General features: G+C 68.2%; 11 protein-coding genes. 4 read left to right on the top strand and 7 right to left on the bottom strand.

Features of this window, described 5'->3' with window-relative positions; translation table 11 throughout:
- Positions 1-551: 551 nt before the first annotated feature.
- The 7 genes from rpmG to GGR25_RS21550 all read right to left on the bottom strand — a co-directional run bounded on the left by rpmG (position 552) and on the right by GGR25_RS21550 (position 7,172).
- Complete coding sequence (rpmG, locus tag GGR25_RS21580) at positions 552-719, bottom strand: 50S ribosomal protein L33 (RefSeq protein ID WP_183400926.1); 168 nt, start codon at positions 717-719, stop codon at positions 552-554.
- Between the two features lie 122 nt (positions 720-841).
- Complete coding sequence (locus tag GGR25_RS21575) at positions 842-2,008, bottom strand: MFS transporter (protein WP_183400925.1); 1,167 nt, start codon at positions 2,006-2,008, stop codon at positions 842-844.
- An 81-nt stretch (positions 2,009-2,089) separates the two neighbouring features.
- On the bottom strand, positions 2,090-2,542 hold the full coding sequence (locus tag GGR25_RS21570; protein WP_183400924.1) for a DUF983 domain-containing protein: 453 nt from the start codon (positions 2,540-2,542) through the stop codon (positions 2,090-2,092).
- A 64-nt stretch (positions 2,543-2,606) separates the two neighbouring features.
- A complete protein-coding gene (locus GGR25_RS21565) occupies positions 2,607-3,575 on the bottom strand; it encodes an ABC transporter permease (RefSeq protein ID WP_183400923.1) in 969 nt (322 codons plus the stop codon).
- Positions 3,572-4,591 carry an ABC transporter permease gene (locus GGR25_RS21560; RefSeq protein ID WP_183400922.1) on the bottom strand — a complete coding sequence of 340 codons (1,020 nt, stop codon included), beginning with the start codon at positions 4,589-4,591 and terminating at the stop codon, positions 3,572-3,574. The genes GGR25_RS21565 and GGR25_RS21560 overlap by 4 nt, the downstream gene beginning before the upstream one ends.
- Positions 4,588-6,051 carry a sugar ABC transporter ATP-binding protein gene (locus tag GGR25_RS21555; RefSeq protein ID WP_183400921.1) on the bottom strand — a complete coding sequence of 488 codons (1,464 nt, stop codon included), beginning with the start codon at positions 6,049-6,051 and terminating at the stop codon, positions 4,588-4,590. The genes GGR25_RS21560 and GGR25_RS21555 overlap by 4 nt, the downstream gene beginning before the upstream one ends.
- A gap of 98 nt (positions 6,052-6,149) precedes the next feature.
- Positions 6,150-7,172, bottom strand: coding sequence for an ABC transporter substrate-binding protein (locus tag GGR25_RS21550; RefSeq protein WP_183400920.1), 1,023 nt, complete (start codon positions 7,170-7,172; stop codon positions 6,150-6,152).
- Between the two features lie 202 nt (positions 7,173-7,374).
- Between GGR25_RS21550 and GGR25_RS21545 the strand changes: the two genes are divergently transcribed.
- From GGR25_RS21545 to dprA, 4 genes are all read left to right on the top strand, one after another.
- Entirely contained in the window at positions 7,375-8,349 is a 975-nt protein-coding gene (locus GGR25_RS21545) for an aspartate carbamoyltransferase catalytic subunit (protein WP_183400919.1), read from the top strand.
- Complete coding sequence (locus GGR25_RS21540; protein WP_380146538.1) at positions 8,346-9,671, top strand: dihydroorotase; 1,326 nt, start codon at positions 8,346-8,348, stop codon at positions 9,669-9,671. Before GGR25_RS21545 ends, GGR25_RS21540 begins: the two co-directional genes overlap by 4 nt.
- A 63-nt stretch (positions 9,672-9,734) precedes the next feature.
- Positions 9,735-10,337, top strand: a complete 603-nt coding sequence (gene plsY / locus GGR25_RS21535) for a glycerol-3-phosphate 1-O-acyltransferase PlsY (protein ID WP_183400918.1) — start codon at positions 9,735-9,737, stop codon at positions 10,335-10,337.
- Positions 10,338-10,409: 72 nt separating this feature from the next.
- Positions 10,410-11,555 (top strand): DNA-processing protein DprA, encoded by a 1,146-nt coding sequence (gene dprA / locus GGR25_RS21530; protein ID WP_183400917.1) that lies wholly within the window; start codon positions 10,410-10,412, stop codon positions 11,553-11,555.
- The last annotated feature ends 18 nt before the right edge of the window (positions 11,556-11,573 follow it).

Genomic DNA, 11,573 nt, shown 5'->3' with positions numbered 1-11,573 from the left:
CTTCTGATCGGCGACCCGGCCAAGGCGCACGCCAAGCTCGGCTGGAAGCACGAGACCGGCATCGACGGCCTCGTCAAGGACATGATGGCCGCCGACCTCCTCATCATGGCCAACGCCCCGGTCCTGCATAATGCGTAACCGGACGGCTTAACCATAGACGTTTACATAAATTCGAACTTTAGGCGGCGCACGGGCCCCCGGGCCGTGTTTTCGCGGGGAGAAGCGCGCTAAGGATCTGTCGGACACGCTTCCTGGCCATGGGCGAGGGGGCGCCAGACGATCCACGCGCTACCCTGCGGAGTGCTCAGGTCCGCCGCATCTCCTGGGTCCGTAGGGTCGGCCCGGCCGGGGCGGCGAGAGTGGCCTCCTCTATGACCCGCACCGGCCGGGCCACTTCCCCCATTCAGCCTATTTCGGATTCCACATTGCCGTGCGGCAGGCGCCCATGGGCGCTGTCGCGTCCGGCTGCGTGATTCCGTGCCGCCCGAGCCGAAGCCCAAAAAGAAAAAGGCACCGCAAGCGGTGCCTTTGGAGTCAGAACGAAGCGCTGGTTACTTGATCTTCGCTTCGCGGAACTCGACGTGCTTGCGCGCGACGGGATCGTACTTCTTGACCGTCAGCTTCTCGGTCATGGTGCGGGAATTCTTCTTCGTGACGTAGAAGAAGCCCGTATCGGCGGAGCTGACGAGCCGGATCTTGATCGTGGTGGCCTTGGCCATGGTCGAACCTCTAAATATCTGCCCAAGCGATCGAACGACCGGCCCGGCGAAATCGTGGGCGCACCCTACGGATTCGAAGCCGAAAGTCAAGGAACGAAGCGTCGATCCGGCCGAAACCCATGCTAGCGGCCCTGTGCGTGCCGCATCCGCGTGACGACGAGTACCAGATAGGCGGCAAAGAAGCAGGCGACGGCGACCGCGAATCCCTGCGGGTCATAGGCATCCATCGCCGCGCCGATGGTGGCCGGCCCGACGAGACCGCCGAGCGAATAGCAGAAGATGAAGGCCGCGTTCGCCGCGGCGAGATCCTCGCCCGTGAAGCGCGAGCCGAGATGCGCGAGGCCGACGGTATAGAGCGAGCCCACCACGCCGCCCCAGATCGTCAGCGCCAGCATGAAGGGCCAGAAATCGGCGGAGACCACGGGAAGCAGCCCCGCACCGAGCAGGCCGAAGCTCGCGATCGCGAACAGGAGCTTGCGCCGGTCGATCCGGTCGGACAGCAGGCCCATCGGCATCTGCAGCAGGATGTTGCCGATCGTGACGCCGATGCCGAGCATGATCACGACGTCGCGGGCATGACCGACGCGCTGGCCATAGAGCGGAAGCAGCGAGAAGGCGCCGCTCTCGATGGCGCCGAAAAGGAGGGCGGCGCCCGTCGCGACCGGAGCGAGGAACAGGAAGCGGACGAAGGATGTGCGATGCCCATCGGTCAGCTTCGGCGCCACGCCGAGCGCGGACAGCACCGGCAGCGTGCCGACCGCCAGCACGGCCGCGCCGACCACGAAGGGCACCATGCCGTGCGTGCCGGTGAAATAGAGGATGACCGGGCCCATGGCGAAGCCGATCGACAGCACCGTCGCATAGATGCCCATGACGACGCCGCGCTTGCCGGGCGGCGCCGCGACATTGATCCAGAACTCGGACAGCACGAAGGTGGTCGTGAGCGCGGCGCCGGCCACCAGGCGGAGCGGGAACCACAGCCAGAAGGGCGAGAGATAGAAGAGCGGCAGGGCCGCGGCGAGCGCCAGGATCGAGAGGGCGAGCGCCTGGGCCGTGCCGAGCCGGGCCGCGATCCGCGACACGAAGGGCGTGATCGCCAGCGACGACAGGCCCCAGAAGGCCGTGTTGATGCCGATCCAGGTCGAGGAGATCCCGCGATCCTCGAGGGTGAGGGCGAGGAGCGGCAGCGTGATGGAGAAGCCGAGGCCGACGCCGGCGATCGATCCGATCGCCGCGACGAGGCCACGCATTCCGCCGCCATCCTGCTCGCGAATTGCTGCGCTGGTCATGAGATGCTCTGAAGATTCGGGCGGCGAGATAGCTTGACGGCTCGCCGGTCGCGCCGGGCAGTCTTGGCCTGCTGCCTCAGGTCACAAACTGTCAGGCTTCCATGCTGCGGGAGCCTCGTCGATGGCGCCGTCCGGGTCGAAGCCATGCATATAGAGGGCCCATTGCATTCCGACGACGGCACCCTTGATCGGCCGCAGAAGCACGAGCGTGAGGATGAGGGTCAGCGGCAGCCAGATCGCCAGATTTGCGAAGTTCGAGAGATGGAACGTCGTCTCGACGATCAGGATCAGCGGGACGATGATGTGGCCGACCGCCACGATCGTGAAATAGGGCGGCGCGTCGTCGGCGCGCTGGTGCGACAGATCCTCGCCGCAGGCGTCGCAGCGGTCGACGACCTTGAGATAGCCGTTGAAGACGCGGCCTGAGCCGCAGGCCGGGCACCGGCAGGCAAAGCCGCGCATCATCGCCTGCTGGACGGAGCGCGGGGGCCGCTTGGCCTTCTCGATCTCCTCGCTGCTCTGCCACGTCGTCATGCTTCGTTCTCCTGGCCGCCTTCATATCGCGACGAGGCGGACGATAACAAGGCGATGCGGCGATTCAGCGTGCCGTCCGGCGCCGGCTCGCCGCAACGATGACGGCGATGATGATCGCGCCCGTGGCGAGATAGCGCAGGCCCGCGCCGAAGCCATAGGTGTTCAGCATGGTCACGACGAGGAAGAGGAACAGCGCCGCGCCCCAAAGCCCGGGCACGTTGGAATTGCCGCCCGCGACCGAAGAGCCGCCGATGACGACCAGCGCGATCGAGGTCAGCAGATATTCCTCGCCCATGGAGAGCGACGAGCCGCCGGAGAAGCCGGAGAGCAGATAGCCGCAGAGGCCCGCGAAGACGGCGCTCATCATATAAGCCGCGAAGCGCGTGCGCCCGACCGGGACGCCGGCGAGGCGGGCGGCGCGGATGTTCTGGCCGATCGCGGTCACCCAGCGCCCATAGAGGGTGCGCCGCAGCACCACCTCCATGACGGCGGCGAGCAGGATCACGCAGATCGCGAGCACGGGCATGCCGAAGACCTGGCTCGTCGTGAAATCCGCCAGTGCGGGCGGCGGCTTGATACGGATGCCGCGGCCATAGGCGATCGCCGTCGACTGGACGAGGAAGCTCGACGAGAGCGTCGCGATGATAGGCGGGATGCGGAGGAGGATGATCAGGCCGTAATTGAAGATGCCGACGGCGGCGCCGCAGGCGAGCGCGACGAGCAGCCCGACCAGGATCATGCCATCCTGCGTATCCATGATCTTGGTCGCCACCGCGCCGGCGAGCGTGATGGTGGCGGGGATGGAGAGGTCGACATTGCCCGGGCCGAGCGTGACGACGAACATCTGCCCGATGCCGACGATCACGGAGAAGGTCGCGAAGGTGAAGGCGGCTGTCGCGACCTCGCCGCCGCTGCGTCCGCCGGTGAAGAGGATCGTCACGATGAACACGGCGAAGGCGGCGACATAGGCCCAAAGCCAGGGTCGCGCCATCAGGCGGCGGAGCGGGGAGGGCGGGCTCGCTGCATCGCTCATCGACGTTTCTCCGCATGGTCGATCAGCGCCCGGAGCGCCAGCACGATGATCAGGATCGCGCCCTGCGCGCCGATCTGCCAATCCGGCGGGATGCGCAGGAACGACAGGAACGAGCCGGCGAGCGTCAGCGTCGCCGCGCCGATCACCGCGCCGACGGGCGAGATCCGGCCGCCGACGAATTCGCCGCCGCCGAGGATGACGCCCGCGATCGACAGCAGCGTGTAGCGGAGCGCGATATTGGCGTCGCCCGACGTCGTCAGGCCGACGAGCGAGAGGCCCGCCAGCATGCCGAAGAAGCCGGCCAGCGCGAACATGGCGACCTTGACCTTGAGCAGCGACCAGCCGGCGCGCTCGATGGCGCGCGGATTGCCGCCGGCCCCGCGCAGCACCGCGCCATAGGAGGTGCGCATGATCAGGATGTGCGCGAAGATCGCGATCACCGCGGCCGCGATGATCGGGAACGGGATGAAGGGCGGCTTCAGCGTCATCAGCGAGCGGATCCAGCCCGGCGCTGCACCGCCGGGAACCGGCAGGATGACGACCGAGAGGCCGAGCCAGACGAAGGACATGCCGAGCGTGACGACGATCGAGGGCAGGTCGCGCCAGTAGATCAGCGCGCCGAGCAGGGCATAGACGACGATGCCGAGCGCGAGGACGAGGATGCCGGCGAGCGGCGTCGTCAGCAGCCAGGGCAGGTCCGTGGGCAGGGTGCCGCTCGCCTGCAGATCCTTGACCAGAGGCAGCGCGCCGACGCCGCCCGACAGCAGCGTCGCGCCGACGCAGGCGACAAAGCCGACATAGGTGCCGATCGAGAGATCGAGATCGTTGACCGTGATCACGCACATCTGCGCGATGGTCGCCAGCGCGATCGGGATCGCGAGGTTCAGCATCAGGTTGAAGCCGACATAGCTCATGGCGCGCGGCTGCAGCCAGAAGATGGCGATCAGCAGCGCGGCGAGCGAGAGCGCCGGCAGGAGGCTGCGCAGCAGCCGCGGCGAGAGGGCGGAGCCGGTCATGCGACCTCCGCGAACGAGGCGTGCAGGATCTTCTCCTCGGTCAGTTCGCCGCGCGAGAGATCGGCCACGATGTGCTGGTCGCGGAAGACATAGACATGGTCGCAGTGGCGGAGCTCGTCCATTTCCGTCGTGTACCAGAGGAAGGTGCGCCCGCCCGCAGCCTCCGAGCGGATCATGTCGTAGACCTCCTGCTTGGTGCCGATGTCGACACCTCGCATCGGATCGTCCATCAGCACCGTCTCGGCGGTCGAGCCGAGCGCGCGGGCGAACAGCGCCTTCTGCTGATTGCCGCCGGAGAGCGAGAGGATCGGATTGTCGACGTCGGGCGTGCGGATCGCGATGCGGGCCTTCCAGGTCTCGGCCATGGCGGAGGTCTTGGCGCGGTCGATCAGGAAGCCGCGGCGCAGGCGCGCCAGCGAGGCGATCGTGATGTTCTCGGCGATCGACCAGAGCGGAAAGACGCCGTCGGTCTGGCGGTCGCCGGCGACGAGGGCCACGCCGCCCGAGACATCGATGTCGCGATCCGCCCGGCGGGCCGCGTCGAAGATGCGGACCAGCATCTCGGACTGGCCCTGGCCGCCGAGCCCGGCGAGGCCGACGATCTCGCCCTGATGGGCGGTGAATTCGATGCCGCCGGCGCGACGCTCTGCGGCGACGCGCACGCGCGGCGATCCGCTGCGCCGCACCGTCGCTTCGCCGCGTCCGGCCTCTTCGCGCGCGACCGTGCCCATCGCCGCGACCAGCGAGGCGCGGGTGAACTCGGCCGCGGGACGCTCGGCCACGACGCGGCCATCTTTCATGACGACAACGCGATCGGCGGTGGAGAGGATCTCGCCGAGCAGGTGCGAAATCAGCACGACGCAGCCGCCCTCGGCGACGAAGCGGCGCACGAAGGCGAGGAGCTGGCCGGCCTGATGCGCGTCGAGCGAGGAGGTCGGCTCGTCGAGGATGACGAGGCGCGCCGCCGCAGCGGTGACCGTGAAGGCGCGGGCGATCTCGACCATCTGGCGCCGCGCGATCGGCAGATCGCCGACGACGTCGCCAGCCGATATGCCGTGACCGGGGAAAACGAGGTCGAGCTGGGCGATTATCAGAGCGCCGGCGCGCTTGCGCCAGCCGATCCCCTTCAGCGACGCATGCATGATGCGCGCATTTTCGGCGACCGTCAGGTTCGGGCAGAGCGAGAGTTCCTGGAAGACGCAGCGAATGCCGTGCGCCTGCGCCACCGCCACGGAATAGCGATCGGCCGTGTCGACGCCGTCGAGCGCGATCCGGCCTTCGGCGCTGAACACGCCGGCGAGCAGGTTCATCAGCGTCGACTTGCCGGCGCCATTATGGCCGACGAGGCCGATGCACTCGCCCTTGCGGCAGGCGAGGTCGACGCCCTGGAGCGCCCGGACGGCGCCGAAGCTCTTGACGACGCCGTCGAGGCTGATGATCGGGACTTCCGCGCGGGACATTCAGGCTTTCCAGGATACTGGTTCAGTCCCGCGGAGGGACGTTCCGGATGAGACGACGGACCGCCCCCGAGGGCGATCCGTCAGCGTATGGCTGGGTCTTACTTCTTGGCCGCGTCGACGACCTTCTGGGCGTCTTCCGCGGTGTACTCGACATTGGCGACGCCGCCCTTCTCGGTTGTCTCGAGCGCCTTCTCAAGGCCGGCCTGGTCGATCCGCAGGAACGGAACGACGAGATCCTTCGGCACTTCCTTGCCGTCGAGGATCTGCTGGGCGACCCAGAAGGCGAGCGTGGAGACGCCGGGCGCGATCGAGGCCGAATAGGTCTCGTAGCCGTTCGCGTCCTTCTGCTCCTTCCACCAGGCGAGCTCGTCCTGGCGGTTGCCCATGACGATGATCGGCATCTTGCGGCCGGCCGCCTTGAAGGCCTGCGCCGCGCCATAGCCGTCGCCGCCCTGCGTCACCACCGCGACGATGTCGTCGGGAAGCGAGGGCAGGATGCCCGCGACGGCCGCCTGGGCCTTGGCCTGGTCCCAGTCGCCATGCACGGAGCCGACGATCTTGAACTGCGGGTTCTCGGTGGCGCCCTCATGGATGCCCTTCGAGATCTCGTCGTCCACGAACACGCCGGCGAGGCCGCGGATCTCGAGGACGTTGCCGCCGTTCGGCAGCTTGTCCTTCAGATAGGTGATCTCGTCCTTGCCCATGGTCTTGAAGTCGACCGCGATGCGCCATGCGCAGGGCTCGGTGACGATACCGTCGAACGAGACGACGATCACGCCGGCGTCGCAGGCTTCCTTGACTGCGCCGTTCAGCGCGTCAGGCGAAGCAGCGTTGAGGACGATCGCGTTGTAGCCCTGCAGCACGAGGTTCTGGATCTGCGCGGCCTGCTCGGTCACCTGGTTCTCGGCCGTGGTGAACGGATCGGCAGCGGCGACGATGCCGGCCTGTACGGCGGGCTTCGTCACCTTGTCCCAGCTCCTCAGCATCGCCTGCCGCCAGGAATTACCGGCGTAGTTGTTGGACAGGGCAATCTTCTTGTCGGCGGTGTCGGCGAGCGCCGAACCGGCGAGAAGCGTCGCCGCAAGCGCGGCGAGCGACAGCATTCCCGTGAATCGGGTCATTGGTATTTTCCTCCCTGCTCGCGCCTCCCTCGGACTGCCGTTCCATCGGCGCCCGCCGCGAGATAGACCGAAGTCAGTCGGACCAGCGCCGCCTTGTCAAGGCGGTTGCACGGGGCGCGGCCGAAGGAGCCGTGCACAACGCGGCCTGCTGCGGTTCGTCGCCTTGCCGAGCGGGCGCAATATCCCTATAGCGATGGCTTTGATGACAGAGCATCCTTCCCCGGTCGCGGCCTCACCCGCGGCGGTGTTCGCGCACCGCCACCTGCTCGGAATCGAAGGCCTTCTCCCCGAAGAAATCGTCGCGCTTCTCGACCTCGCCGAAGAGGCGGTCAGCGTGAGCCGGCAGGTGGAGAAGAAGAAGACGGTGCTGCGTGGCCGCACGCAGATCAACCTCTTCTTCGAGGCCTCGACCCGGACCCAATCCTCGTTCGAACTCGCCGGAAAGCGGCTCGGCGCCGACGTGATGAACATGTCGGTCGGCTCGTCTTCGGTGAAGAAGGGCGAGACGCTCATCGACACGGCGATGACGCTGAACGCGATGAACCCCGACCTCTTGGTCGTGCGCCATCACGCCGCCGGCGCCGTTCATCTGCTCGCGCAGAAGGTCGGCTGCGCCGTCATCAATGCCGGCGACGGCGCGCATGAGCATCCGACCCAGGCCCTGCTCGACGCGCTCACCATCCGCCGGCACAAGGGCGACATATACGGGCTGCGCGTCGCGATCTGCGGCGACATCCTGCATTCGCGTGTCGCCCGTTCCAACATCCTGCTCCTGAACGCGCTCGGCGCGGAGGTGCGCTGCGTCGGCCCATCGACGCTGCTGCCGCGCGCACTCGACCGACTGGGCGTCTCGACCTTTACCGATATGCGGAAGGGTCTGGAGGGCGCCGACATCGTCATGATGCTGCGCCTGCAGCGCGAGCGCATGGACGGCTCCTTTGTGCCGTCGGTGCGCGAATATTTCCACTTCTTCGGCCTCGACGCCGAGAAGCTCGCCTTCGCGAAGCCCGATGCGCTCGTCATGCACCCGGGGCCCATGAATCGCGGCGTCGAGATCGATTCGGCCATTGCGGACGGGCCGCAGAGCCTCATCCGCGAACAGGTCGAGATGGGCGTTGCCGTACGCATGGCGGTCCTCGAGGCGCTCGCGCGCAACCTGCCGAACGGAGGCGCATGATGATCGCCGGCAAGCTCTCCGAGCCGGCCCGCCCGCTCGTCCTCGAAGGTGGTCGCGTCATTGATCCGGCGAGCGGCTTCGATGCGCCGGGTGTGGTGCACACGGCCGAGGGCCGCATTCTCTATGCCGGCCCGGCATCGTCTGCGCCAACGCCGCCCCTGGGCGCCGAGACGGTGGATTGCCGTGGCGCTGCGGTCATTCCGGGCCTCGTCGACATGCGCGTCTTTCTCGGCGAGCCGGGCGCGGAGCATCGCGAGACCTTCGCATCGGCCGGTCTCGCGGCGGCGGCCGGCGGCGTCACCACCATCGTGACCATGCCGGATACCGAGCCGGTGATCGACGATGTCGCGCTGGTCGATTTCATCGCCCGCCGCGCGCGCGACACGGCCGCGGTCAACGTCCTGCCCATGGCGGCGATGACCAAGGGTCTCGCCGGGCGCGAAATGACCGAACTCGGCCTCCTGAAGGCCGCCGGCGCTGTCGGCTTCACCGATGGGCGCCATTCGGTCGACAATGCCCTGGTGCTGCGCCGCGCGCTCACCTATGGCCGCGATTTCGGCGCGCTGATCGTCAATCATCCGGTCGATCCGCATCTGTCGGGTTCGGGGGTGATGAATGAGGGCGAGACGGCGACGCGCCTCGGCCTGCCGGGCATCCCGAAGGAAGCCGAGATCATCGTGGTCGAGCGGGACGTGCGCCTCGCCGCGCTCACCGGCGGGCGCTACCACGCCGCGCAGATCTCCTGCGCCGAATCGCTGGACGTGATCCGCCGCGCCAAGCGCGCCGGGCTCGCCGTCTCCTGCGGCGTCTCGGTCACGCATCTGGCGCTGAACGAGCTCGATATCGGGCCGTATCGCACCTTCTTCCGCCTGTCGCCCCCTCTGCGCTCCGAGGCGGACCGCCAGGCCATGATCGAGGGCGTCGCGGATGGCACGATCGATGTGATCGTATCGAGCCACGACCCGCAGGATGTCGACACCAAGCGGCATCCCTTCGCCGAGGCGGCCGACGGCGCCGTCGGGCTGGAGACGCTGCTCGCCGCTGCGCTCCGCCTCTATCACAATGGCGAATGCGATCTCGTGCCGCTGCTCAAGGCGTTGACGGTGCGGCCGGCCGCGTTGCTCGGCATGGAGGCGGGGCGGCTTGCCGCCGGTGCGCCGGCCGATCTCGTGGTAGTCGATCTCGTCCGTCCGTGGATCTGCGAGGCCGATCGGCTTCACTCGCGATCCAAGAACACGCCCTTCGAGGGTGCGCGGTTCCAGGGCGCCGTGCTGCGCACGATCGTCGCGGGTCGCAGCGTCTATGAAAGCGCCGCGGCTTGAGATAATTGCGAACGTGCGAGGCGCAGCCGAGGGGCGGTTGCGCGACAGGCTGGGGCGAACGGGATGGATTGGCAGATCGGGCCGGCGCTGACGGTCGGCGTTTTGGTGCTCGGCTATCTCCTGGGGTCGATCCCCTTCGGCCTGCTGCTCACACGGGCCGCCGGGCTCGGCGATATCCGTGCGATCGGTTCGGGCAATATCGGCGCCACCAATGTGCTGCGCACCGGCAATCGCTGGCTGGCTGCCGCGACGCTGATCTGCGATGCGCTGAAAGGCACGGCGGCAGTGCTGATCGCGGATCGCTGGGGCACGGATGCGGCGCTGGTCGCGGGGCTCGGCGCGTTTCTCGGCCATATCTTCCCGATCTGGCTCGGCTTTCGCGGCGGCAAGGGCGTCGCGACCTTCCTCGGCATTCTGATCGGGATCTCCTGGCCGATCGCGGTAGTCTTCGCCGCCATCTGGCTCGCGGTCGCCGGCATCACCCGCTATTCGTCGCTGGCAGCGCTGATCGCCTCGCTGGCGACGCCGCTCGTCATGCTGGCGCTCGGCGATTGGCGGCGGTCCGCCTTGTTCGGCTTGCTAACCGTGCTGATCTGGTACAAGCATAGCGCGAATATCTCGCGCCTGCTGGCCGGCAAGGAAAGCCGGATCGGCCAGAAGGGCTGATCTCTTTCCTGGGCTTCGGGCGGTCTCGTCCGTGGGGGGCCGGATGCCGCTGTTCCCATTCAGGCGCGCCGCATGAACCATGCGGTGCAACGCTCAGCCTCGATCCGGCTCACGGACGACCAGCGCATCGCCTGGTTGCGCCTGATCCGCAGCGAGAATGTCGGACCGGCGACGTTCCGCGACCTCGTCAATCATTTCGGTTCCGCCGCCGCCTCGCTCGAAGCGCTGCCAGGCCTCGCCGGCCGCACGGGACGGAAGATCCGCATCGCGGATGCCGCCGAGGCCGAGCGCGAGCTCGTGGGGCTGGCGCGTCTCGGCGCGCGCATCGTCGCGATCGGGGAGGGGGACTATCCGCCCTGGCTGCGCGAAATCGACGCGCCGCCCCCGCTCATCGCTGTCCGCGGCACCGGCGAGCGGCTGATGATCCAGCCCATGGTTGCGATCGTCGGCGCCCGCAATGCCTCCGTCGCCGGCCGCAAGATGGCGCAGATCCTGGCGCGGGACCTCGGGCGCGAGGGCTTCGTCGTGGCGTCGGGCCTTGCGCGCGGCATCGACGCCGCCGCGCATGAGGCGGCGCTTGAGGCGGGCACGCTCGCCGTCTTCGCCGGCGGGCTCGATCGGCTCTACCCGCCGGAAAACGAGGCGCTCGCCGCGCGCATCATCCAGCAGGGCGGTGCCCACATTTCCGAAATGCCGCTCGGCTGGGAGCCGCGGGCGCGCGATTTTCCGCGCCGGAACCGGCTCGTTTCCGGAGTCGCCGCGGGCGTCGTGGTCGTCGAGGCGGCGGAGCGTTCGGGTTCGCTGATCACGGCGCGTCTCGCCGGCCAGCAGGGCAGGGTCGTCTTCGCCGTGCCGGGCTCGCCGCTCGACCCGCGCGCCGCGGGCGCCAACCGGCTCATCAAGGAGGGCGCGCATCTGGTGACGGCGGTCGACGACATCGTCGCCATGCTCGCGCCGATGCTCGGCCGCGCTTTTTCGCCCCCGCCGGATTGGTCGGAGCCCGCGGGCGAGACCGACCTCGACCGGCGGCCGGAGCCGGGGGAGGGCGACCGGGCGCTGCTGCTGGAGGCGCTCGGGCCGGTGCCGACCGTCATCGACGACCTGATCCGCTTCACGGGCCTTCCGGCTTCCGTGGTTCAGGTGCTGCTGATCGAACTCGATCTCGCCGGCCGGATCGAACGCCATCCGGGCCAACGCGTCGCGTTGGTGGACGGCTAGGCCAGCCCTTAAATCAGA

Source organism: Kaistia hirudinis (assembly GCF_014196455.1).
In the GTDB taxonomy this organism is placed as follows: domain Bacteria; phylum Pseudomonadota; class Alphaproteobacteria; order Rhizobiales; family Kaistiaceae; genus Kaistia; species Kaistia hirudinis.
This window is presented reverse-complemented; position numbering and strand designations above follow the sequence as displayed.

Bases quoted from the DNA above. Each gene is read 5' to 3' on its own strand.
- GGR25_RS21565 (WP_183400923.1), bottom strand. From the start codon at position 3,575: ATGAGCGATGCAGCGAGCCCGCCCTCCCCGCTCCGCCGCCTGATGGCG.
- dprA (WP_183400917.1), top strand. From the start codon at position 10,410: ATGAACCATGCGGTGCAACGCTCAGCCTCGATCCGGCTCACGGACGAC.
- GGR25_RS21560 (WP_183400922.1), bottom strand. From the start codon at position 4,591: ATGACCGGCTCCGCCCTCTCGCCGCGGCTGCTGCGCAGCCTCCTGCCG.
- GGR25_RS21550 (WP_183400920.1), bottom strand. From the start codon at position 7,172: ATGACCCGATTCACGGGAATGCTGTCGCTCGCCGCGCTTGCGGCGACG.
- GGR25_RS21575 (WP_183400925.1), bottom strand. From the start codon at position 2,008: ATGACCAGCGCAGCAATTCGCGAGCAGGATGGCGGCGGAATGCGTGGC.
- GGR25_RS21545 (WP_183400919.1), top strand. From the start codon at position 7,375: ATGACAGAGCATCCTTCCCCGGTCGCGGCCTCACCCGCGGCGGTGTTC.
- GGR25_RS21555 (WP_183400921.1), bottom strand. From the start codon at position 6,051: ATGTCCCGCGCGGAAGTCCCGATCATCAGCCTCGACGGCGTCGTCAAG.
- plsY (WP_183400918.1), top strand. From the start codon at position 9,735: ATGGATTGGCAGATCGGGCCGGCGCTGACGGTCGGCGTTTTGGTGCTC.
- GGR25_RS21570 (WP_183400924.1), bottom strand. From the start codon at position 2,542: ATGACGACGTGGCAGAGCAGCGAGGAGATCGAGAAGGCCAAGCGGCCC.
- GGR25_RS21540 (WP_380146538.1), top strand. From the start codon at position 8,346: ATGATGATCGCCGGCAAGCTCTCCGAGCCGGCCCGCCCGCTCGTCCTC.
- rpmG (WP_183400926.1), bottom strand. From the start codon at position 719: ATGGCCAAGGCCACCACGATCAAGATCCGGCTCGTCAGCTCCGCCGAT.